This is a genomic window from Staphylococcus sp. IVB6181, assembly GCF_025561445.1.
Taxonomy (GTDB): Bacteria; Bacillota; Bacilli; order Staphylococcales; family Staphylococcaceae; genus Staphylococcus; species Staphylococcus simulans_B.
The window spans coordinates 2,421,719-2,446,389 of record NZ_CP095096.1; the positions used below are offsets into that span (position 1 = coordinate 2,421,719).

The 24,671-nt window shown below is 37.6% G+C and carries 21 protein-coding genes and 1 pseudogene; 9 read left to right on the forward strand and 13 right to left on the reverse strand.

Annotated elements, in window-relative coordinates; genetic code table 11:
* Positions 1-168: 168 nt before the first annotated feature.
* Complete coding sequence (locus MUA90_RS11880) at positions 169-1,899, reverse strand: ABC transporter ATP-binding protein (RefSeq protein WP_262587116.1); 1,731 nt, start codon at positions 1,897-1,899, stop codon at positions 169-171.
* Positions 1,900-2,139: 240 nt separating this feature from the next.
* Between MUA90_RS11880 and pbp4 the strand changes: the two genes are divergently transcribed.
* The gene (pbp4, locus tag MUA90_RS11885; RefSeq protein ID WP_262587118.1) at positions 2,140-3,429 is read left to right on the forward strand and encodes a penicillin-binding protein PBP4; all 1,290 of its coding nucleotides are present in this window, start codon (positions 2,140-2,142) and stop codon (positions 3,427-3,429) included.
* Positions 3,430-3,514: 85 nt separating this feature from the next.
* Here the strand turns inward: pbp4 and tagD are convergent, their stop codons facing one another.
* From tagD to MUA90_RS11905, 4 genes are all read right to left on the reverse strand, one after another.
* On the reverse strand, positions 3,515-3,913 hold the full coding sequence (gene tagD, locus MUA90_RS11890) for a glycerol-3-phosphate cytidylyltransferase (RefSeq protein ID WP_105993459.1): 399 nt from the start codon (positions 3,911-3,913) through the stop codon (positions 3,515-3,517).
* Between the two features lie 81 nt (positions 3,914-3,994).
* The gene (locus MUA90_RS11895; RefSeq protein ID WP_262587120.1) at positions 3,995-5,053 is read right to left on the reverse strand and encodes a glycosyltransferase family 2 protein; all 1,059 of its coding nucleotides are present in this window, start codon (positions 5,051-5,053) and stop codon (positions 3,995-3,997) included.
* Complete coding sequence (tarB, locus tag MUA90_RS11900) at positions 5,050-6,144, reverse strand: teichoic acid glycerol-phosphate primase TarB (RefSeq protein ID WP_262587121.1); 1,095 nt, start codon at positions 6,142-6,144, stop codon at positions 5,050-5,052. The genes MUA90_RS11895 and tarB overlap by 4 nt, the downstream gene beginning before the upstream one ends.
* Positions 6,145-6,218: 74 nt before the next feature.
* Positions 6,219-7,022, reverse strand: coding sequence for an ABC transporter permease (locus MUA90_RS11905; RefSeq protein ID WP_105993456.1), 804 nt, complete (start codon positions 7,020-7,022; stop codon positions 6,219-6,221).
* Positions 7,023-7,313: 291 nt separating this feature from the next.
* On the opposite strand from MUA90_RS11905, the gene tagH reads away from it, so the two are divergent.
* On the forward strand, positions 7,314-8,111 hold the full coding sequence (gene tagH / locus MUA90_RS11910; RefSeq protein ID WP_105993455.1) for a teichoic acids export ABC transporter ATP-binding subunit TagH: 798 nt from the start codon (positions 7,314-7,316) through the stop codon (positions 8,109-8,111).
* 271 nt (positions 8,112-8,382) lie between these two features.
* A complete protein-coding gene (locus tag MUA90_RS11915) occupies positions 8,383-8,751 on the forward strand; it encodes a Na-translocating system protein MpsC family protein (RefSeq protein WP_398577387.1) in 369 nt (122 codons plus the stop codon).
* An 855-nt stretch (positions 8,752-9,606) separates the two neighbouring features.
* On the opposite strand, the gene MUA90_RS11920 is transcribed toward MUA90_RS11915, so the two are convergent.
* The 5 genes and pseudogenes from MUA90_RS11920 to tarA form a co-directional block, all read right to left on the reverse strand.
* Positions 9,607-10,698, reverse strand: a complete 1,092-nt coding sequence (locus MUA90_RS11920; protein ID WP_105993453.1) for a YkvI family membrane protein — start codon at positions 10,696-10,698, stop codon at positions 9,607-9,609.
* A gap of 13 nt (positions 10,699-10,711) precedes the next feature.
* Positions 10,712-12,049: an aspartate aminotransferase family protein gene (locus MUA90_RS11925; RefSeq protein WP_262587126.1), complete on the reverse strand. Its 1,338-nt coding sequence runs from the start codon at positions 12,047-12,049 to the stop codon at positions 10,712-10,714.
* 221 nt (positions 12,050-12,270) lie between these two features.
* Positions 12,271-14,178, reverse strand: coding sequence for a threonine--tRNA ligase (gene thrS / locus MUA90_RS11930; protein WP_262587128.1), 1,908 nt, complete (start codon positions 14,176-14,178; stop codon positions 12,271-12,273).
* Positions 14,179-14,597: 419 nt separating this feature from the next.
* Positions 14,598-14,928 (reverse strand): annotated as a pseudogene (locus MUA90_RS11935) (DUF2200 domain-containing protein).
* A gap of 226 nt (positions 14,929-15,154) precedes the next feature.
* Complete coding sequence (tarA, locus tag MUA90_RS11940; RefSeq protein WP_262587130.1) at positions 15,155-15,904, reverse strand: N-acetylglucosaminyldiphosphoundecaprenol N-acetyl-beta-D-mannosaminyltransferase TarA; 750 nt, start codon at positions 15,902-15,904, stop codon at positions 15,155-15,157.
* Positions 15,905-16,039: 135 nt separating this feature from the next.
* Between tarA and MUA90_RS11945 the strand changes: the two genes are divergently transcribed.
* The 3 genes from MUA90_RS11945 to MUA90_RS11955 all read left to right on the forward strand — a co-directional run bounded on the left by MUA90_RS11945 (position 16,040) and on the right by MUA90_RS11955 (position 17,966).
* Positions 16,040-16,597, forward strand: a complete 558-nt coding sequence (locus MUA90_RS11945) for a sugar O-acetyltransferase (RefSeq protein WP_262587132.1) — start codon at positions 16,040-16,042, stop codon at positions 16,595-16,597.
* A gap of 114 nt (positions 16,598-16,711) precedes the next feature.
* Positions 16,712-17,461 (forward strand): M50 family metallopeptidase, encoded by a 750-nt coding sequence (locus MUA90_RS11950; RefSeq protein WP_262587133.1) that lies wholly within the window; start codon positions 16,712-16,714, stop codon positions 17,459-17,461.
* A 10-nt stretch (positions 17,462-17,471) separates the two neighbouring features.
* Complete coding sequence (locus MUA90_RS11955; protein WP_105993447.1) at positions 17,472-17,966, forward strand: GNAT family N-acetyltransferase; 495 nt, start codon at positions 17,472-17,474, stop codon at positions 17,964-17,966.
* 80 nt (positions 17,967-18,046) lie between these two features.
* On the opposite strand, the gene MUA90_RS11960 is transcribed toward MUA90_RS11955, so the two are convergent.
* Together MUA90_RS11960 and MUA90_RS11965 are read right to left on the reverse strand one after the other, a co-directional pair.
* Positions 18,047-18,757: a phosphatase PAP2 family protein gene (locus tag MUA90_RS11960; protein ID WP_262587136.1), complete on the reverse strand. Its 711-nt coding sequence runs from the start codon at positions 18,755-18,757 to the stop codon at positions 18,047-18,049.
* A 125-nt stretch (positions 18,758-18,882) separates the two neighbouring features.
* Positions 18,883-19,539 carry a metal-dependent transcriptional regulator gene (locus tag MUA90_RS11965; protein WP_262587138.1) on the reverse strand — a complete coding sequence of 219 codons (657 nt, stop codon included), beginning with the start codon at positions 19,537-19,539 and terminating at the stop codon, positions 18,883-18,885.
* Between the two features lie 125 nt (positions 19,540-19,664).
* Between MUA90_RS11965 and MUA90_RS11970 the strand changes: the two genes are divergently transcribed.
* Genes MUA90_RS11970 through mntC form a run of 3 tightly spaced genes read left to right on the forward strand, consistent with a single transcriptional unit; the run spans position 19,665 to position 22,166 of the window.
* A complete protein-coding gene (locus MUA90_RS11970) occupies positions 19,665-20,381 on the forward strand; it encodes a metal ABC transporter ATP-binding protein (protein WP_114603921.1) in 717 nt (238 codons plus the stop codon).
* Between the two features lie 22 nt (positions 20,382-20,403).
* Positions 20,404-21,240 (forward strand): metal ABC transporter permease, encoded by an 837-nt coding sequence (locus MUA90_RS11975; RefSeq protein ID WP_262587140.1) that lies wholly within the window; start codon positions 20,404-20,406, stop codon positions 21,238-21,240.
* Complete coding sequence (gene mntC / locus MUA90_RS11980; RefSeq protein ID WP_262587141.1) at positions 21,237-22,166, forward strand: manganese ABC transporter substrate-binding lipoprotein MntC; 930 nt, start codon at positions 21,237-21,239, stop codon at positions 22,164-22,166. Before MUA90_RS11975 ends, mntC begins: the two co-directional genes overlap by 4 nt.
* A 269-nt stretch (positions 22,167-22,435) precedes the next feature.
* Here mntC and MUA90_RS11985 read toward each other — a convergent pair whose 3' ends face one another.
* Entirely contained in the window at positions 22,436-24,484 is a 2,049-nt protein-coding gene (locus tag MUA90_RS11985; protein WP_262587143.1) for a cation:proton antiporter, read from the reverse strand.
* Positions 24,485-24,671 lie beyond the last annotated feature (187 nt).

The following is a 24,671-nucleotide window of genomic DNA, read 5'->3' on the forward strand; positions in this document are numbered from 1 at the left end:
CTTTTTTAGTATATCATGTTGTCTCATGCTTTTAATTAGATTTTTCAAGAAACGAATCAAAAATTTTCAACGATTTTCGATTTGTCACTTTTCTTCAACAATTTAAAATCGCAATAAAAATAAGGTTGGAACGCTTTTAAATTCCAACCTTTGAATCATACTATGCATTTAATCTGTTAATTTTTGTGTCATCACAAACTCTTTGTATTTTTGATGAGAAGCCATCAATTCTTTATGTTTGCCGATACCTGTGACACACCCGCCGTCTAAGAAAATAATCTGATCTGCTTTCATGATAGTAGAGAGACGGTGTGCAATGACAACTGTGGTACGGTCTTCCATTAATGTCTCTAACGACTCTTGTATCTTTTTCTCGCTTTCACTGTCTAAATTGGCTGTCGCTTCATCTAAAAGCAGAATATCCGGATTCTTTACAAAGCTGCGTGCAATATCAATTCGTTGGCGCTGCCCGCCTGATAATTTCAATCCGCGTTCACCGACTAAAGTATCGTAACCTTCATCAAAATCCATGATAAAGTCATGACAATTTGCTAGTTGCGTATATTTCATTAATTCTGCATCTGTGACTTCACGGTTAATACCATATAAGATATTATCTCGTATTGTACCGCTCATCATTGCATTCGACTGCATGACATAACCGATTTTGTTTCGCCAATCAGATAAAGGAAGATTGTAAATCGAAACACCGTTATAACGGATATCTCCTTGTGTCACATCATACATACGTTCAATCAAATTAAAGATGGTACTTTTACCAGAACCAGAAGGTCCTACAAAGGCAGTCACTTTCCCTTTTGGAATTGCGAATTCCAAATCATGCAAGACTTCTTTTGTATCGTACGCAAAATGAACATGTTCAAAGTCGATATTGCCGTTTTCTAAAGTTTGACCCGTCGGCAAATACACTTCTTCCAATGGTTCTTGCATAATTTCATAAATACGGCTGCTGGCACCGACAGCTTTCTTATAATCTGTCATTAATGTCGAAAGGTTCACCAGCGGCATAGACATTTGAATCACATAGAAAATCATTGCGACCAATGTCCCGGCTGTGATTGCGCCTGAAGAAATACGAATACCGCCGAACCCTAAAATAATTCCGATAGTTAATAACATAATCAAACCTGAAATAGGCTGGATAACCGCCGCAATCTTCGCTTGTTTTAAACCTAATTTATAAATTTCCTTTAGATTCACATGTGCTTTATCCAGCTCCACTTGTTCTGTATTGGCAACTTTGACTAAGCGCATCTCAGTCAATACACGACCGAGCAAGCCGCTGAAATTCGCAATTTCAGCTTGTGTTTTCGTAGAAATTTTCTGCATCACTTTGCCTAGTGGAATCATAATGACCACAAAGAGCGGAATCGTAATAAACGTCAGCAATGTCATTTGCCAATCCATAATAAACAGCATAATCAGCGAACCGATCAGTGTAATAATGGACGGTAAGACATTCGGCAGTTTTTGCGATACAAACTCATTAATCACTTTTGTATCATCAGTCAGCCTACTCATCAGCTGTCCGCTTTCGTTCACGTCAAAGAAGCGCATTCTAAGACGTATAATATGTTCCCACACGACTGTACGAATCGCATATATAATCTTTTCACCGATTTTACTCAGCAAATAAAGACCAATCCCGCTCAGTACTGCATTGAGCGCAAAAACAATAATGAATATCAAAATAAACTGCATGTTGAATTGACTGCCAGTAAATTTATCAACCATTTTTCCTGTGAATAAAGGTACGATTAAACCACTGATACTGCCTAATGAGGAAATGGATACTGCAATCGCAATTAAGCCGATTGGCCATGTCAGTTTCTTAAGTAAAAATAAGAGTGGATTTGATGTTTTAGTAGAATGTTTCATTTTTCACGCTTACCTCAATTATATTTTTAAATTATCTTCACAAAACATTTACACTTTATGTACGTTTCTTCATTCGTCCTGTTTTTAGACCCCCGAGCACACTTCGGTCAGACATCCCTCAGACTGACACCATTTGTAATCCTTGCGCCTATGCATTTTACTCACTTGTTTCAAACTACTTTTATGATAAAATAGTTTTACTTGTGAAATTATTTTTGTTGAAGGACTGAAAAATACATAATGAAAAAGATAGTAATACTGACAATGTTAATATTCTTCGTAAGTACAATTATAACACCATTTTCAAATGCAGACACACAAACCAAATCCCCCGTTCAAATTGCAAATGAACGCGGACAAAATATTTCCGAAGGATTTGAACCTGAAGGTGCAGTCAATATCAGCCAAACAGGTCAAGTCTTATACGACTATAACATGGATAAGAAATGGTACCCTGCTTCAATGTCTAAACTTATGACTATGTACCTCACATTAAAAGCTGTAAAAGACGGTAAATTATCATTAGATGATACCGTCAAAATTTCAGAGGATAACTATAGAATGTCGACACTTCCAGAACTCAGCAACACGAAGCTGTATCCTGGCGAAACGTATACGATCAGAGAGCTGCTTCAAATTACGGTATCGGCTTCCAGCAACGCAGCTGCGTTGATTCTTGCGAACCAAGTTTCTGATTCTACTTCAGATTTTACTGATAAAATGAATAAAACTGCTAAAGATATCGGCATGAACCATACACACTTTGTAAATCCGACAGGTGCTGAAAACAGATTATTGGAAAGCTTTGCGCCAGAACGCTACAAAGATGAAACACGCAGTACAGCAACAGCAAGAGACTTTGCGATCCTTTCTCAAAGAGTAGTTCAAGATACACCGAAGGTATTAGACTTCACTAAAGCTATCGCACCGACACAACACGGTGTGACATACTATACGTTCAATTGGTCTTTAGAAGGTTCTGAATTAAGCCTTCCAGGTACAGATGGTTTGAAAACCGGTTCAAGCGATGTAGCGGATTACAACCATACCTTAACTACTAAACGAGACGGCTTCCGTATCGATCAAGCGATTATGGGTGCCGGTGATTTCAAAAATCTCGGCGGAGACAAAGAACGCAACAAAATCGGCAACAGCTTAATGAATCAATCATTCGAACAATATAAATATGTAAAAGTCATGTCTAAAGGCGAACACAAAATCAATGGTAAAACTTACTTTGTAGAAAAAGATTTATACGATGTCCTTCCTCAAGACTTTACAAAAGGTGATTATAAATATGTCATTGAAGACGGCAAGCTGCATATCGATTATGATCGTACATTTATCTCAAAAGATTACGGTCCGCCTTCAGTAGATGTCAATCGTCCATTGACACATAAAGCAACGACATTTGCGAAATCATCTTGGAGTGAGCATCCAGTGCTTACAATTATCGGCGGCGCATTCGTTGTCGCAGCACTTGCTATTGTTATTTACATGATTATGGAACTGTTCCGCCGCAAAAAATAAGATACGGCAGCTTTAACAACAGTACAGCATAAAACAGAGGCGTTACCTCCGAAACTCATTCGGTAGTAACGCCTCTGTTGTTATATTATTTAGCATCTTTGCCATATAACTCTTTTTTGATTTGGGTTGTAGAAATGCCTTCTGTACGTTTTAAATAAATGACTTCGCATTTATCTTTTAGGAAATCAAATTCGCCTTCCCAGTCATGACCCATTACAAATGTATCCACATCGTAACGTTCTACGTCACGTTCTTTTTGGCCCCAGTCATCCTCAGGAATAACTAAGTCAACATAACGAATGGATTCCAGCATCATTTTTCTTTGTTCGTAATTGTAATATGATTTTTTATTTTTAATGCGGTTAAATTCGTCTGTAGAGAGTGCTACAATCAAGTAGTCTCCCATTTCTCTCGCTCTTCTTAATAGTTCAATATGACCATAATGCAGTAAATCATATGTACCGTAAGTGATAACTCTCTTCAAATTTAAACCCTCCTTTACAATGTTAAGCTACTGTAAAAAATAACACACTTTCAACATTATTTCACTTACAAACTTAATACATCAACGTTTTAGTGCGCTTTTTAATGCTGCACGACCTCTGAACGCTGTCTTTTTAGGTACAAGCTGTGCTTTAAATGCTAAATAATTCGGACGTCCTATGCCCACTTTATTTAAAGCTTCACGCCACTGTTTATAGAAATGCAACGTCCATCCGCTGCATCCGCCTTCTACAACTTTAACGATTCTAAAGAGTGCATCACCGTCATAATGCGTGCCCTGCATCCCTTCAATGTATTGAATGACTGTGTCTAATAAAGCTTGTGTCATTTTAGGCTTTTCAGTCACATAAGCCTGCAGCATATAGCTGACAATCAGTTCATCCATACGATAACTATAAAATTGCTGCACATTCGGCATTCTTAAATAGTCCATAACACGCTGACGAACAATATAAGCATCATGCATATAGTCGAAGAAGCGTTCGACACTGCGTGCTGTAATCGAATTTTCTCGAACGTTATAACCTGCGATAATATCTGGCAGCAATTGAATGTCATGCGCTTGATTAAAGGCATGTGCCATAAAGGTATGTTCTTCGCAAAAGACAATATCTTCATCAAAGCGCAAGTTCTTAAAACGCGCACTGAACATTTTATCTCTCGGTCCGATAGATTGCAGCATGGCTGGACATTGCGACAAATTAACAATTTCATCTTTTTTGATTTCTTCGTGTGTCGGGAACGTACGCCACTCGCCGTGATAGTCGCGTCCTGTTTGACCGATGACAATTTCAACATCTTCATTTTGTTCATAACGGCGTGCCATCACATCAATCCGACTCGGTAAGAATTCATCATCCGCATCTAAAAACATAAAGACATCTCCGGTAATATGTCCTAAACCGACATTACGGCTTGCGGCTGCGCCTTTATTTGTTTGACTGATGATTTTGACATGTTTATTTTCTTTTTGCAGTGTTTCAAGTGCTTCTAAAGTATTATCTGTTGAGCCGTCATTGATACAAATAATTTCATGATCATACTTCGTATCGATAGAGCTCACTGCTTTTTTAATGACATCTTCTGAATTATAAACAGGAATAATAATAGATATTTTCATCGTTTCACCAATTCTTTTATATAATTTGAAATTTGATTCAGTGTTTCTTTGCTATTGTAACTATGCCAATCTTTAAAGAGCGGCGGATAGTGTTCGCGCCCTTCTTGCAACTTGCTCAGCAACTCATTTTCATTATAAGCTTTATATTCTTCAGGTATCTGCCAATAGAAATGATTCAAGCCGCGTTCGCTCTCGTATTCTGCTTGATCATAAACGTAAAAGAGCACCGGTTTGTTAATCAGTCCGGCTTCAATTGCCAGAGAGCTGTAGTCTGTGATGACTACATCTGCCATTAAGAATAAATGCTGTGTCGCTATCGTACACACTTCACCTAACTTGACTGCTGCAGGATGCAATTTATTAATAACTGTAAAACCTGGCAGTGCCTCTTCAAAACGCTTCTTATCTATCGTTCTGTTCGCTTGATGATTTTCTCTGTATGTCGGTACATAGACTGCAAGTTTGCCTTTGATACCATAACGTTGTTTCAGTTCTTCTTTTTGCTGTTCTATATTCACTGTAAAGTAACGCTGCATTCTAGGCAAACCAAAACGGAGCATTTGGTACGGTTTAGCGCTGAAAGCATTAGTAAAACAAATCTCCATCGGTGCCCCGCCGACCAAATAACGGTCAGTCGCATTATAGACACGCATATATTGATTCACCATTTGTCTATTTGCCAAGTCGACGGAATGGTCTTTTAACCCGAAGTACTTTAAAGCGCCTGCTGCGTGCCATGTTTGAATAACCGTCTGCCCTGCTTTCTTACGATACCCGCCCATCAGCAAGTAGTAATTATCAATAAAAATTACTTTAGCTGTTGCGAGTGCATTGAGTTGTGCAACGACATTTTTATTGCCGTTGGCTAAAAATTTAACATGTTCAAAGTCTGAGACACTTTTTTTATCCATCACATTGCCGATAACGGTTAAGTCATACCCTTCTTTATTGAATCTTTCAACTAAAGGCAAGACATCTTCTTTAAAACTCATAAATAAAACAATATGATTCGCTTTGATTTTCTTTTTATACAGCAGCGTGTTCAACACTTTGATGGTCATCAAATAAACCTTTTTAATGACTTGTCTCATGGATTTCACCTCTGTTTTCTTGTAAAAAAACTCCAAACACGCTAAACATGCTTGGAGTTGAATCGCTCATCTTCTTACATAAAGTCTGCAAATTGATCTCTGTAGCGCATGTGCAGAATAGAACCTACAAAGTATAAGAATAATACGATAAATATGTTATACACCGCGAGTTCCCAGTGTTCAATAAAGTACCAGTTATGATACAGCACTGCTGCACGGTAAGATTCTGCGATGAAATACATCGGATTCAGCATCAGAATCTTTTGGACAATCGTACCAGGTTTTGCGACCCATAAAATCGGAGACGCATAGAATAATACACGCATTAACGCTTGCATCATCATTTGAGTATCTCGAATCAATACACCTAGTGTTGACGTCAACAACGCTACAGCACTTGTGAAGATATAAGCAAATGGGACGTATAAGAATAATTGAATAATGTGTATCGTCGGATAAATTCCAGAACCGATACAGAAAATGATAATAATCCCAAGTAATGCTAAATGTCCGTATAATTTTGAAGTAACGGTATAAGTCGGAATAATAGATAATGGGAAGTTCATTTTAGCGACTTGATTGAATTTCGATACAATCGAACGTGTCCCATCTAAAATACCTTGGTTGATAAAGAACCACATACTGATACCTACAAGCATCCAGTAGATGAATGGTATACCGTCAACCGGTGCGTTCGTACGGATTCCGAAACCGAACACGAACCAGTAAACCAAGATTTGGATCAGCGGGTTGATAATTTCCCACGCTGTACCTAAATAGTTATTATGGTTAGCTATTTTTAATTGGAATTGTGCTAACCTATGGATTAAGTAAAATCCTTTAATATGTTCTTTCAGAACAGTTATTAATGCTCCCATGTTCAAACCACGCTTTCAAACGTTTTGCGCATTTTTTCATTACATACACTTATGTAACAATTTCTCTATGCTTGAAATATATCCATCTCAACATTATACGTAATTATAATATAGATTGGAATAATTTTCATTATTATTTACGGAGAAATGACTGCACTCACTAAAATAATGACCTATTCTTCAAGAAATGGTAAAATTTATAGCGTTGAAGAAAACACATGCGTTTTGTCCTCTCGACATCGCAATTTGTACTATAATAGAGTAAATAGAGGTTAAGGAAGAGGTTATACAATGAAAGATGTATCTGTAAAGATGGATAATATTACAAAAGAATATCGTATCTATCGTAATAATAAAGAACGAATCAAAGATGCGCTCATTCCTAATCATAAAAATAAAACATTTTACGCTTTGAAAGATGTTTCGATGACAGCTTATAAAGGAGATGTCATCGGCTTAGTCGGAATCAACGGTTCCGGAAAATCTACCCTCAGCAACATTATCGGAGGGTCGCTTTCAAATACAGAAGGCAAAATCACAAAGAACGGCGAAGTGAGTGTTATTGCGATTAACGCAGGACTCAACGCGCAATTGACCGGCTTAGAAAATATCGAATTCAAAATGCTTTGTATGGGGTTCAACCGCAAACAAATCAAAGCATTAACACCTAAAATTGTAGAATTCAGCGAACTTGGCGAGTTTATTTATCAACCCGTTAAAAAGTACTCAAGCGGTATGCGCGCAAAACTCGGCTTCTCTATCAACGTAACTATCGATCCCGATATCTTAGTAATTGACGAAGCGTTATCTGTAGGCGACCAAACATTCACGCAAAAATCATTAGACAAAATCCACGAGTTCAAAGAAGCTGGAAAAACTATCTTCTTCGTGAGTCACAATATCGGCCAAGTCCGTCAATTCTGTACTAAAATTGCTTGGATTGAGGGCGGCCGTCTCAAAGATTTCGGAGATGTGAAAGAGGTTCTGCCGAAATACGAACAATTCTTAAAGGACTTTAAAAAGAAATCAAAAGCAGACCAAAAAGCATTCCGCAAACAATTAGACGAAACACGATTTGTGATGAAGTAAAGGAAGATGCAAGACAACTCAGACTGAATCAGCAATTTTTGAAACAAACCCCTTTAAATCAAGCGCAAAAAGTATTATTATTAAATACAAGTGTAAAAATAACAGGCACATTAAAGCTGCTCTTTAAATAATGTCTTACTCACTTGTAACGCGGCATTTTGATCAGAGCATAATATTCAGCGTTGCTGCATGCTTCATTAAATTTTAGTGAAGATGTATCGATGCAATACAGCCTGAACTCAATATGTCATATCATTTCTCTAGTAAGCAGGTGATTGATATAGCTAACCAAAACAAAACACAAGCCTTTGCGAATCTTGTCCGTGCTTATCGTAAATCACACATAGGCAAAGGGCCAGAACAAATCAAAGTGTTTTTCAAAGATAATTGGGCAATCGCTCATATGACAGGCAGCCTAAGCAAAGTTGAAAATTTCTATTTGCGTAATACCGAAAGCAAAGAATTTGAAAGAATGCTTAAATTCGGACGTACAGAAGAAATCAAACAGCTTTATAAGCAGCATCCTCCAACGCAAATGGAAGATTTAGTAGGCGCTAAGTTTGTAAAATTATTTACAGACGTAAATTTAGAAGATGACGAGGTCATTTCAGTCTTTGTATTTGACCGTAATATAGAATAAAACCAAATATTTCTAGGATTGGTGTAAGGTACTCGGTGCTGTTTACTAACCCGCTTTGAAACTCGAAACGACATTTCAAGGAGGTGATGCATGTAAACAGGATCGAGTTTTTTATTTTCCATATACAATGACGTTGAACTTATCTGATAAACAACCATTCATTTCTAAAATAATATACAACGCTTTACGCTCACCACTATAGTAAGGCACTGTATGAACCCTTGAACAGCGCATTAAGCTGACAGCCCTTGCTGATGCGTACGAAATTGACAAGTGTGTCTGCTTCAACCATTGCTTTGCGAATCCCCTATAGTAACAGTGATTGAAAAAAGCAGCCCTTAGCGAGCCGTGGCGAACGGACACACACATTACCCTAACAACTATTTACAACCCTAACGATAAGTCAGCGTTCATGCTAAATAGCCAGATGCTATCATTCATTGATGGTTTCAACCATTCGCGTTAAAACACTTAACGCTATCAAGTGATGAAATAAGGTACGACCAGCAGATCCCTCAACCCTATTAAAGCTATACCGTACTATTTCATACTTGACCACAACCCTAACTTAAATCAAACAGAGTTCTAAAGTCTCTCTGAAATACAACCATCGATTCAAAGCATAAGATTGTATATGTAAACCTGGCCGTTAATCAAACGACCGCTTAAATCACACGACATTACAGAATGTGAACAGCCCTGCATTCTGATAACCCTTAACAAAAAAATGTCAAAACGTGTTCAATTAAGCTCCCTCAACTTCTTAATTGAAACACTGAAATCTATAAAAATAACCCTTAACAAAATAAACGCATTGCAGCTGCCCTTTCAACTGCAATGCGTTATTTTTATAGTTTAAATATTATTACTTTGCGGCTTTACTTTCGACCATATAGTTCTAGCAAAAATGACAATTACCATTGCCAATCCAATGTATCCAACAAATGGATAAATCATTGCTACTAATTTACCAAATGGCAATGTTCCGCCAAGCATGAATACGACACCTAATACTACTGTCACAATCAAGCCGAATTTTGCTGGTATAAATCTCATAAATTCATTTTTTACTAACCAATACATTGGTGCTGTTGTTGAATAAATACCTAGCAAAATACAAATTGAAAATATCATTGCAACTATCGGACTGATTGTGTCACCTAAATACAATACCGGTACTTCAAGTTTTAATACATTTGGATAATGTGCAAACATAGCAACTACCATAGCTAATACTGCCAGCATTAATCCAGCACCGCCGCATATACCTGCAGCCGCAGCTTCTTTTCGACTGCCAGCTTGTTGACCTAATTGAGTGAAAAAGATAGTACCTGCTAAAATGTTGTAACAGAAAAATAATATACTCGCTTGCCACCAATGACCTGCTGGCTGTAAATCTTTTGCTGCTTGCGGTAATGTATCTAAAGAAGGTAAGCCGTTAATATTTTTGAAGAAAACTACTAAACAAATAGCAATTGTCAGAACTACAATAACGGGTCCGACCGCCCCAATAATATCTACTAGTTTCTTCAATCCAAAAATAACCGTAAGCATTGTTATGACACCCATTCCTATCAGACCAATATATGTTGGAATGCCAAAGTGTTCATGTGCGATTGCACCAGTACCAGAAATCATGATTACAACGATACTAAACAAGAATAATAACGTAAAATATTCAATCAACCGACCTATAATTTTTCCGCAATACAGTTTAAAAATATCTCCCGGTTGTTTCAATTGCAGCTCGAAGCCTCTCGTCATTAAAGTTACACCTAACGAGCAGAATAAAATCGCACTTAAAACGATTCCTGCAATACCCGCTTTTCCATAAGAAGCAAAAAACTGCATAACTTCTTGTCCTGTTGCAAAACCTGATCCAATTAAGTAAGCCATGTAGGCGCCGCTTAATTTAATAACATTTTTCCAATCGATAGTTTGTCCCATATATTCACCCCTATTACCAACCTTGTCCTTCAACTTGGTAATCATCTAGTTTTCCCTCTTCTAATTCCTGCATTGTCTCTGTTAGTACCTTTAAAGCATAATCTAACTGTTCATCTGTTATGACAAGCGGAGGTTGGAATCTCAATACATTCCCAGCGACAGCAATAATGACTAAACCTCTTTCATAGCAGCGGTTGCAAATTTTTAATGCTGCTTGATTGTCCCTTTCTTTTGTCTTTTTATCTTTAACAATATCAATTCCTATCGAGAGTCCTAGACCTCTTACATTACCGATAAAATCATATTTTTCTTCCCATTTTTTCATATAGTCTTTAGCGTATTTTCCTTTAGTTGCTGATTTTTCAACTAGGTTTTCTTCTTCTAACATTTCAAGTGTTGCTAATGCAGCGGCACAGCTGACCGGATTCGCTCCCATAGTAAATAGATGAGCTGGAGAGGATAAACTTTCTAAGATTTCTTCCCGACCAACAATTGCTGACATCGGCATACCGCCTGCTAAAGATTTTCCATATGCCACTAAATCAGGTTCAAAATTAAAGTGCTCGATTGAACTCCATTTGCCTGTACGTCCCATACCTTGTTGGATATCATCTACAGCAATTAGAATGCCGTGTTTCTTGCATAACTTTTCGAGTGCTTCAAAATAGCCCTCTACTGGTTCAAGCAAACCACCGTCGCCTTGAAGTGTTTCAACAACAATACATGCTACCTCTTCAGGCGGTAAATACTTCTCAAACATCTCATTTAATGGCGCAAGATATTCTTCTACAGTATTAGGTTTTGTCGAACCATACATTCCTCTATAGCTATCTGGATATGGAATATGGTGCACATCTGGTAATAATGGTCCGATTTTCCTGCGCATGTTTAAGCTGATTGCTGATAATGAAATAGATCCAAAAGTTGAGCCATGATAAGCATTTGTGAAGCTAATAATGTGAGGTCGTCCTGTATAAGCTCGTGCAAATTTAATAATACCGTCACAAGCATCAGATCCCGTTAAACCGAAGATAACTCTTTTTCTATAATTTCCTGGTGACAGTCCGCATATTTTCTCTGCTAAATTCGCTAGCGGTTCATGATACATATACGCTGGTGTATAATGAATCATTTTATTGGTCTGTTCTTGAATTGCTTTCACCACTTTTTCAGGTGTATGACCAACATTTTGAGAACTTGCACTTGATAACAAGTCAATATATTCCTTACCGCTGATATCTGTTAAAGTAGCCCCGTGTGCTTGATCGATAATAAGCGGATAATAAGGAATTCTCCCTGCATGGGCAAAATACTTATCGTCCCGTTCGAATATTTCTTGAGCATTTGCCATCATAAACATCTCCTTCATTTTGCACAATTTTATTTAGATTCAGAGAATTGAATATATGTAATATACTACTAAAAACGCTGACTGTAAACAGATTATTTAAAATATTCAGATAATAACGCAAGTTATTTTTTTATTTTATCTCTTTTCTAGTAAAATATCATGATAAATAAAAAAGTAACCGTTCAAATAACGGTTACCATTTTATTTATAAAACATTTTATTTATTCTACTGAATTCAATACATCTCTTTCAGCTTTCAATTGTTCGATGAAAGCTTTGACATCGATGCTAGTTTCTTCAGAATCGCCGCGTTTTCTTACTGCGACAGTACCATTTTCAACTTCATTGTCACCGACTACAAGTGTATAAGGTACTTTTTTCAAGTGTGCTTGACGGATTTTGTATCCCATTTTTTCATCTGAAAGATCTAAGTCTACTCTGAAACCTTCTGCTTTTAATTGACGTTTTAAATCTTTCACAGCATCTAAATGCAAGTCAGCATTAACCGGAATCACTTCTAATTGAACAGGAGCTAACCATAATGGCAAGTTGCCGCCGAAGTGTTCAAGTAAAATACCGATAAAGCGATCGCTTGAACCGTAAATAGCACGGTGGATAACAACTGGACGTTCTTTTTCACCATCTTGATTTACAAATGTTAAGTCGAATTTTTCCGGCATTTGGAAATCAAGTTGTACAGTACCGCATTGGTGGCTTCTGCCTAATGCATCTTTGATGTGAATATCGATTTTAGGGCCATAGAAAGCACCGTCTTTTTCATTGACTGTATATTCAAAGTTATGTTGGTTTAATACATTTTCAAGTGATTGTTCTGCGAAATCCCATAATTCGATTTCACCCATATAATCATCTGGACGTGTTGATAATTCAATACTGTAATCGAAGCCGAACACGCTGTATACTTTATGGATTAATCCAAGTACTTCTAAAATTTCTGATTCGATTTGATCACGGCGTACAAAGATATGTGCATCATCTTGGTTAAATGTTCTTACACGGAATAAACCATTTAAAGAACCGCTTAATTCATGACGATGTACTTGGCCGAATTCTGCCATACGAATCGGTAAATCACGATAAGAATGAAGATGATTTTTATAAATCAACATATGACCTGGGCAGTTCATTGGTTTTAAGGCATATGTTTGTTCATCTACTTCAGTGAAGTACATATTGTCTTGATAGTGATCCCAGTGTCCGCTGTTTTTCCATAAAGTTTCATCCATAATGAATGGAGTATAAACTTCTTCGTAATCTGATTCAAACTGTAATTGTCTCAACATATTTTGAAGCTCTAAACGAATCACTTGTCCGTTATGTGCATAGAACGGCATACCTGGTGCATATTCAGAGAATGAGAAGATATCTAATTCTTTACCTAAACGGCGGTGGTTGATTTGTTCATATTTATCAATGAATGCTAAGTGTTCTTCTAAAGCTTTAGCATCTGCGAATGCAAAACCTGCCGCACGTTGCAATGATTCATTATTAACATCGCGCAACCAGTTAGTTGCTGAGATAGATTGCAAGCTAAAGTGTTTCACTTTTGATAAGTTGCTGACTAATGGCTGATCAATCACTGCTTTGTAATCACCGTGCACTGCCACTTTAACAGGCTCTTGTGCTTGTTCAATGTGATGCTGCATAAATGCATTATCACTGAATTGGTCTAATGCTTCGAGTTTAGATAATTCACGGATTTCAATCGGATGATTGGCACTGATTGCTTTTTTCACTGCTTTTGCGACATCTTCTAAGTCAGCTGCTTTTAAATTAGATTCTGGTTTGAAATCCACAAAGAATTGTTCTTTATTCGCACCGAAACCAGCTACTTTTGCGCCTTGTTTTGCTAAAACTTCTCCTGCTAAATAACCTAATGTGTAACGAATGGCTTCTAAGCCTTGTTCATCTTCGTATGTGAAGAATTCAACTTGGCAATCTTCGTTGATGTATTCATTTAAACCATATAATGTACCATCTACATTCGCAACTGCGGCTTTTTTCGCAAATGAACTACCGATTTGCTGAGCTGCTTGGTAAAGTGTTGTGCCTTGTTCCACCTCCAATTTGCGTTGATCTGGTAAAGTAACGATGACTTGTTCTGACATAATAATTGCCTCCTTAAATTCTTATAATCCATATTTTTGAAATAAAAAACTGCACTTATCCCCTAGATAAAAGGGACGAGTGCAGTTTATGCTCGTGGTACCACCCACATTCGAAAAAAGCTGGATACAACCTGCCGTATAACAGCATACGTGTTTGTTTGCTTGTTTCCTCATTGGTATGACGTAACATGTCATAAATCGGTATATTTTCATATACATCTCGAAAGTAGTAAGACACAGTTTAAGTGATAAGAAAGTTTCCAGCCTATGACTTTCTCTCTCTGACTTAAATTTTGTATCTTGTATCTTTCTCATAGAAATTGTTTTTTAAATTATGTTCATTATATCGTAACAATTTCGATTTGACAATCGACATACGAACATGTTCATGATTCTGTAAAAATTGAAACCGCTTCACATCAAGATTTCCTCAATATATCCTCCATCTTTTTCCCTCTTGCCAATTCATCCACTAATTTATCCAAATAGCGGACTTCCTGCATTAAAGGTTCTTCGATTTCTTCCACACGTACGCCGCAAATCACACCTGTTATCATTTTACGATTCGGATTCAACTGCGGTGCTTGTTCAAAGAAAATCTCAAACGTAGTCCCGTTTTCCAAAACTTTTTTCGATACCCGCTTGATCATAACCGGTTAACCAAGTAATTACTTCATCCAACTCTGCCTTTGTACGCCCTTTTTTCTCTACTTTAGTTACATAGTGCGGATATACACTTGAAACTTTCATCGCATTGATTGTTCTTCTAGCCACGCATGTCACTCCTTCTATTATTGTTGTTTACATTATAGCGGTTTGTTTAATATTATATGCAAATATTTAACAAAGCAAGACTGCACTTTATCTTGATAAGCTAGACGCATCTTACATATTAAAACAGGGAGCGTGATGCTAGGTCACACTCCCTGTCACTGCAATGTCTAAAATGAATAACTTAAACATGCACAGTTTCTATTTACTTTTTCAATCGTTTGCGAAAGACTTTGGTCACAAAACTAGGCAAACGTCGCATTCTAGCCATACGTTTCCAATCCGTAATCAAACGATAGAACCATTCAAGATTGGTTTTGCGGAAGAGATACGGCGCACGTTTTTTAGTGCCGCTGTAAATTTCAATCGAACCGCCCACACCCATAAGCAATGTGTGCTGCAAAAGATGGCGATGTTGTTTAATCCATTGTTCTTGTTTAGGGTAACCCATTCCTACAAAGACATAATCCGGATTAAAACGGCTGACTTGGCGTATCACCGCTTCATCATCTAAATCGATATAGCCGTGATGTGCATCAAAAGTAATATTCGGATATTTATTCTGCAATTCACGCACCGCCGCATGTACTACATTTTCAGCTGCACCTAACAAGAAGACACGTTGATGATAACGTTCTGCAATCTCTAAACAAGCAGCCATAAACTCAATTCCAGGCACACGTTCTTTTAATGGTGTACCTAAAATACGGCCGGCTTGAATAATGCCTGTTCCGTCCGGAATGATATAATCTGCTTCGCTGATGAGTGCATGATAGTTGTGATCTTCTAATGCATAATCAACGATTTCCGGATTCGCAGTCACTACAAACATATTATCTGTCGTATCATTTTCTATAAAATCATGTACCGCTTCTCTCATTTCCTGCATTGTTACATCATCAAATGGCACGGATAAAATATCTACTTTATTATGTTTATGTATGTGATTTCTCATCGCTTCAAACTCCTATCTTACGCCTCTGGTTGAATTTCTTTATTTCTATCATTATACACTTCAGATGAATTGATTGCATTCACAACAAAAAGTGCTATTCTGAATGCACTATAGAATGAATGAGGTAAGATACAAATGATGACTGAAAAACAAAGAATGTTAAATGGCGAACTGTATGATTCAAGAGATCCTGAACTTGTAAAAGAACGGCATAAAGCACGGCATGCGAACAAAGCAATCAATAATGCGTTCTCTATCAAAGAACGTATGCAGCAATTCAAACAAAGTATAGGCAAATGCGGAGAAAATCCTTTCATTGAACCAGATATTCATTTTGATTACGGTTATAATATTGAAATCGGAGATCACTTTTATGCTAACTGCAACCCGATAATGTTAGATGTTGCTAAAATCAAAATCGGAGACCATGTTTTGCTCGGTCCGAACGTCCAATTAATCACTGCTACACACCCTCTGAATCCAAGAGAACGCGCAACAGGCTTAGAATTAGGTTATCCTATTACAATCGGCAATCACGTTTGGATCGGCGCAGGTGCCATTATCTTGTCAGGTATTACTATCGGCGACAATGCGATTATCGGTGCCGGCAGTGTTGTGACTAAAGACGTACCCGCAAATAAAGTTTATGCCGGCAATCCTGCACGTTATATCAAAGATGTACCGTTAGACTAAAATAGGTCCGAAGACGCAAGACAATCTTATGAGGTTTTTAATACAATAGACATGAATTTAAAGTTGAGGTCGCGCTATCTCAACTTTTTTCTATTACACTTAAGAGGTTAGATTATGCAGCTTATCAAAGATATTCTCAATACATCCATGACACTCCATTTATATTGGGTTGTGTTAATAGCGATAGCTTATATCGTTGTCCATCAAAAACGTCACAGCTCAAGTTTTGCGATGTTGGATATTATTTTAAATTATATTCCTGTTTTGACACATGAATTCGGACATATCTTATTTAATAAAATCAGCGGCGGACATACAGAAGATTTAGTGATTGTAACCTCAAGAAGAGAAAGAATCGAAACATCGCGACAAGGGTTCGCAATAACTAGAGCCAGACACAGAAGTACAATGATTATTACCACGCTCGGCGGTTATATGATGCCGCCGATTATGCTGGCTGTTGGATTATTTGCAGGCTACTATCATTACCCCTCGCTCTTTGTCTTAAGTTATACAGCTTTATTTATATATTTCGTCATCATCACTTCACGTAAAGGGACTCCGATTTTATTAACATTATTGTTAGCACTCATGATTTATGGTTTAATTCAAAATGGACAGCCAGAATTTATCGTCATTGTATTGTCGATTGTGTATCACTTTATATTAGGTGTCCTATTCGGAGAAGTGCTGCAATCGACTTGGACTATTGCAATATTAACGTTCACCCGTCACATAGATTGGGACGGTTCAGCACTGCGCAGGTTAACAGGCATCCCTGTATTTGTGTTCAGTTTGTTATGGATTGCCTTTAACATTTATATCGTGTATTCTATTGTAAACATTTTACTATTCCAAAATTAAGGTGATGAAAATGGTAAAGCTACGTCCAGCAACAGAAATCGAATTACCCTTATTTACCAAGGTATACAACCAAGCAATAGCAGAAAGAAATATTACAGCTGATATCAATCAAGTGACTGAAGAGGAAATGGCTAAGATTTTTGATCAACATGATGCCGCACGTCCGTTATTCACTGTCATCGATGAAGAAGACCGCCCTATCGGTTATGCGAGTCTGAATCACTTTTACGGCCGCCCTGCTTATGATGAAACAGCAGAGCTCAGCATCTATTTAGACGAAGACTTGCGCGGCAAAGGGGTCGGCACCAAAGTGATGGAACGTTTAGAACAAGAAGCAAAAGCATTAGGTATCCGCTTCTTAACCGGTTATGTCTTTGCGCAAAATCAACCGTGCAACCATTTATTTAAAAAACTGGGTTATGCACTATGGGGAGAATTACCGCAAATTGCACACATTGATAACAAGCGCTTAGATTTAAATATTTGGGGCAAACAAATCAAATAACTGTGTAACGTAAAGCAACTGCCAGACTGGTAATCAGCCGGCAGTTGCTTTTTGTATCTTTGAGCTTGTACTTCACCTATTTATTTTGTACAAAGCGTATAAATTTTGCTTTTCTTCAGCAGCGGCAGCTTTTGTAAGAAAGGAGTGATGAGATGGCCTATATATTTCATTCCTAACACCCATAATATACCTAATGCTGTACCTCCAAGGACATCGGTTAAAAAATGTGCATGGATATATAATCTTGAAAATAAGATACTGACCCATAACACTGCTATCATCACATAAGCTGTATAACGCAGCGCTTTATTACTGAATTTCGGTATGACCACGCGCAATAGAGTCATCGCAATCAATGTACTTGATAGCGAGTGGCCGCTTGGGAAGGAAAAGCCGGTATCTACTAATAAATGATCATAAGGACGGCTGCGCTGAAAAATCTCCTTTAAGAGAATGCCTAATATTCCTCCGAATCCCACTGTCGCAAGTATCCATAAACTTACTATGTAATAACGTTTCACAAACAATATGACTGCACCCGCAACAGCCAGCAAGACAAAAGAGAAAGCATCTCCGTACGAAGCAGCTAAAGTCATAACATCATTAAATAAACCACCGTTATAATTCATTGCAGGTGCCTTAAACATACGATTAAACCAATTCAATGCGGCTAAATCCATTTTATGTACAAATCCAATATGCAGACATACACCAAGCATCGCAAATACCAGCACGATGAAACTTGCGATTATGGTATATGTTTCTAATGAGCTCTTTCTGTTTATATCCATAATCTATTGCTCCATTTCTCTTTTCATAGATTATAACGCATTGCACAATAATTTAAATCCGCTTAAAGTCCGACTCAATTTGCATATAAAAAAAGACGCAATCAAAGATTACGCCTCTGTAGTCATTATTGATCTGTTTTCTCACCAAAAATGTGATCAGCATTTTCATAACTTAAGATAATCAACGGATCTTCACCTTTTTGAATCGCAATGACTTGGTTAGTGTCATCACGCGATGCTACTGTGACTTCATCACCGATAGAAATAGATTTGCTTGAGAGATAAATCAATAATTTAGTACGGTCTCGGACACGTCTGATAGTTACACGATCTCCAGCTTCAAATTCCTTCAATGAAAGATTATAAATCTCCTCGAAATTGCCGTCGCGCGGAATCACACCGCCATGCGGACAGGTTGTCGGATAATTCAACAGTGCATCTAAATGTTCTACAAATAAATCCGATACACGATGTTCTAATACCTCTGCTTCTTGATGCACTTCTTCCCAGTTGTACTTCAATATTTCGATTAAGAAAAGTTCCAATAAGCGATGGCGTTTAATAATCTCTAATGTATGATTAAAACCTTCTTCAGATAATTTAACACCTTTATAAGGTTTCGTAGTCACATAGCCTGCTTTTTCCAAACGATTGACCATCTCACTCACGGATGGGGGTTTAATATTTAAATACCGAGAGAGTTGTTTGTTTGTAACGAATGAAATTGCGCCGCCATTATTCAAAATCGCTTTTAGGTAATCTTCCTTTTCTTCCGTTAACATCTTGTCACCGTTCCTTCCATCCAGATTCACTTTATTGTATCACGAAAAGACTTGACAAGCGAAAATTCATGACTTATCATGAAATAAATTAGGTTAGCCTAAAAATTATTTTAGGAGGTGTGGTATTGTTAGAAATTAAAAATTTAGATTTACACTTAGGAAATAAGCATGTACTTCACAACATCAGCTTATCTATTCCGACTCATGGTGAGATTATCGGCATTATCGGTCCGAACGGTGCAGGTAAATCATCACTTATTAAAGCGTTAATCGGAGAATTCAAATCACAAGGTCAGCGTTTGCTAGATAACCGACCCATCGAGACACAACTGAAGAATATTACATACATACCGCAAAAAGCTTACTTAGATTTAGATTTTCCTATCGATGTTGAAGGTGTTGTCTTATCTGGTGCCTATAAGGATATCGGATGGTTTAAACGCCCTTCTGCAAACATCAAACAACGTTTAACAGCACTTTTAGAAGACATGCAGCTGACGCATTTAAGAAAACGTCAGATTTCTCAACTCAGCGGCGGTCAATTACAGCGTGTCTTAGTCGCTCGTGCTTTAATGACTACAAGCAGCCTTTACTTATTAGATGAACCTTTTGTCGGCATCGACTTCACCAGCGAACAATTAATTATGGAGAAGATCGAAGCATTAAAAGCAAAAGGCAAATTAATTTTAATCGTACATCATGACTTATCAAAGGCGACAACCTACTTTGACCGCATTATTTTATTAAACCAAACATTGCGCTACTTCGGACCAAGTAAAGACGCAATGACCACAGAACGTTTAAATGAGACATTCATGAATCAGGCACCTAAGACACTATAGAAACAGAAAGAGAGCTAGATCAATGTTCGAATTTATACAACAACTCACACAATATCAATTCTTAAACCGTGCTTTAATCATCTCCATATGTGTCGGCATTGTGTGCGGAACAGTCGGCAGTCTGATTGTCTTAAGAGGATTGTCGCTCATGGGTGATGCGATGAGCCATGCTGTATTGCCTGGCGTTGCACTTTCATTCCTTTTCAACATTCCAATGTTTGTCGGAGCTTTAGTCACAGGAATGTTAGCCAGTCTGTTTATCGGATTTATCTCTGATAGAAGCAAGACAAAACAAGATGCAGCTATCGGTATCAGCTTTACAGCATTTTTAGCGGTCGGGGTCATTATTATCAGTCTGATTAATAGTTCAACGAACTTGTACCATATTCTTTTCGGTAATTTGCTAGCGATTACCAAAACAGCATACTGGTCAACCATTATTGTCAGCGTTATTGTCCTCTTGCTTATCATCATTTTCTACCGCCCATTGATGATTTCTACTTTTGATCCGACATTTAGCAGAATGAGCGGTTTGAACACAACTTTCATCCACTATTTTGTCATGTTGCTCTTGTCACTTGTGACAGTCGCAAGTATTCAAACAGTAGGAATCATTTTAGTCGTTGCACTCTTGATTACACCGGCATCCAGCGCCTTTCTCATTACCAAGAAATTATGGTCTATGATGATTGTCGCCAGCCTTTTCAGTGTCATCAGTGCAATTGTCGGAATGTATTTCAGCTATATTTATAACATTCCAAGCGGTGCAACTATTGTTTTGTGTGCATTTGCGATTTATATCGGTACATTTATCTATTCTAAATGCGCTCTCAAAATCAAAAAAGGAGTTACATCATGAGAAAATTAGTACCCTTGTTAGCAATAATGCTCTTACTCTTAGCAGCTTGCGGCACAGGCAAAGATTCAAAATCAGCAGATTCTGATCATAAATTAAAAATCGTCACAACCAATTCAATACTATATGACATGGCAGACAATGTAGTTGGGGACCATGCAGAGATCCATAGCATTGTTCCTGTCGGCCAAGACCCCCATGAATATGAGGTCAAACCTAAAGATATCAAAGCCTTAACAGATGCCGATATTATCCTCTACAACGGACTTAATCTTGAAACAGGCAACGGCTGGTTCAACAAAGCTTTAGAACAAGCTGGCAAAACAACAAAAGATGACAGTGTCGTACGCGTTTCTAAAGGCGTTCAACCGATTTATCTGAACGGTGCAAAAGGTGATGCATCTAAACAAGATCCGCATGCTTGGTTAAGTCTTGACAACGGCATCAAATACGTCGAAAATATTCAACAAGCTGTAAGTCAGCACGATAAAGCACACAAAGCAGATTACGACAAACTAGGTGATGCCTATATCTCGAAACTTAAACAATTAAATAAAGAAAGCAACAATAAATTTAATGACATTCCTAAAGAACAGCGTGCGATGATTACAAGCGAAGGCGCGTTTAAATATTTCTCAAAACAATACGGTATTACTCCCGGCTATATTTGGGAAATCAACACTGAAAAACAAGGTACACCTGAACAAATGAAACAAGCTATTCAATTCGTTAAAGATCACAAATTGAAAAATCTATTAGTCGAAACAAGCGTCGATCATAAAAGCATGAAAAGCTTGAGCGAAGAAACAGGCGTTCCTATTTCAGGAGAAGTCTATACAGACTCTATTGGCAAAAAAGGCAGTAAAGGCGATTCTTATTACAAAATGATGGAATCTAATATTGAAACTGTCCATAAAAGTATGAAGTAAACTAATTTATCCTTTCAACCATCAGAAAAGACCTCCTAGTATGTCCATACCATTTCTGATGGTCCATAAATAATCTATCCTAAACATAAATAGCTGTGGTCTTTCCTCCCACTGGACCACAATTCCTTAAGAAAATCGGTGCTTTGCGATGACATCGATTTTCGAAGCGACAGTGCAGAAGTGCTGTCGCTTTTTTTATTTTTTGCATAAAAACAGCAGCAGTGTACTCGTTGGTTTACGGCACACTGCTGCTATTTTAATTTTTTAAATTACGTCAATCGATCTACTAACACCATTTCATCATAGTTGATGGCTTGTCGGATTTTCAGTGCAGTTTTTTCGCTTACTTCTCCGTCTTCTACTAATTCGTTGAGGATATGGCGTTGTTCACGCAACGCATTCAGTTTGATTTTTGTAATGTTGTTCGGATTGAACTTCTTGTAATTGAAGAGGTTCGATGATGTTAAATTATCCGAGCGCATTAAGTAACTGTCGCAAATGGTACTGATTTCTAATTTGTTGTCAGCATTGGCTTCTTTGGTTAAGCGTTTAACGACGTTATAATGCACAATACGCATAATTTTAGAGATTTCTTTTAAGTTTTGTTGAACATCTAATGAAGATGCAGCGTTAGTTTGAACGCGAACACGGCGTCTTAAAATAGCTACTTTAATACGCATAATCATTCTTCGGATTAAAGAAGCTTGACGATATACTTGTGTACGTTCTGCATAGCGCATATAGTTATCAAAATCACTTTGCGTAATTTTGCCTTCTTTAACTAATTCATTTAAAGTCTTCGTTTCTGTATCAATCGCAATCCCTTGCAGGCGTTCGAGTTCTTTTGAGTTTTCGTCATCATCATCTAAGACTTTCATAAATGCAATACGGTCGTGATAGATTTTAATCACACTGCCGTATTTGAATGATGTTTCAGGTGTTGCATGGCTTCTTAAATACTCGATTGCTTGTTCTAAAATGTAGATACGCGCTTCTTTGAAACTCATACCTTCCACTTTGACTTGTTTCATCATTGGTGTCACAATCGGCAGCAATACTTGTGCGATTACAAGACTGAGTATCACCATACCTGAAGAAATAAAGAGCAGATCATTACGATAAATGAATGATCTATCTTCTGCCAGCATATACGGGAATGTCAACGCGATAGCAAGTGAAATTGTCCCATGCACACCGCAAAGTGTCATCACCAACGCATATTTGCTGCGCTTAGGTTTAACTTCACCCGGACCTTGTTCGTCCCCTTCGTTCATTGCACGTTGGAACGGACTGACCGGCAAGTAGAAGTAAGGATATAATACATATACCCATAAGAAACGAAAGACGTATACTGCTAATGCAATAAGTCCAGTAGTACCTAATAAGAACACTAGGTTCTGCGGCTCTGTACGTATTATATTCTTCACTGTTTCAGGCACAATATAACCTAAAATTACAAAGACAAAGCCGTTTAATACATAACTTAATAAATTCCATGTCTGCGTATAACTTAATTGGAGCTGTGTACTGATATGGGTAATACGATCACGTTCAAAGCCGTGCACCAACCCGGATACAACAGCCGCAATAATACCAGAAGCATGGAAGACTTCAGCGACTAAATAAGTAATAAACGGTGTCAATAATTGAATAAAGATAAACATGTTATTACTTTCAACACCGCGGCGCGCAAGTATAATACGCAATCTGACTAAGACAATACCTACAATCAAACCAACGACTAAACCGCCGATGGAAGACACTAAGAACTGCCCTACTGCGTCAGTAATAGAAAATGCGCCGGTAATCAGCGCAGCCACCGCAATCTTGAAGGAAATGATACCTGCGGCATCGTTTAATAACGATTCCCCTTCTAAAATCGTCATAGAACCTTTCGGCAGCACTTTACCTTTAGTAATCGCTGAAACTGCCACCGCATCTGTCGGACATAGTACCGCTGCTAACGCAAAGCCGGCAGGCATCGGCAAGCTCGGCCAAACCCAATGAATAAAGAAGCCTACACCAATCACGGTAGTGAAGACTAAGCCTAAAGCCATCATCATTACTGGCTTTATGTAGCGTTTTAAGCCGACACGAGAAACATGTACCCCTTCAATAAATAATAGCGGCGCAATCAATGCGACCATAAACACCTCTGTGTCAAAATCAAATGCCACAGGAATAGGTGTTACAAATATTAATGCCCCTAAAATAATTTGGATGAATGCCAAAGGGACTTTAGGGAGAAATAGTGAATGTATTAATGAACTTAGGATAATAGCCGCAATAAATATGAGTAATCCTTCAACTATTTCCACAGCGTCACCTCTTTCTATGTTGTGTGCACTCTCTTGTGTTTATAACCCAATTGAAATTAATGATGTATTTTCACATACATCTATCAAGTGTCTTTATTTATAATACTATATTCAATTGTGTGAAATCTATTTATATAACTTTAGCCATAAGCTTTCATTCTCTTAAATTCTGCACACAACATTTTTA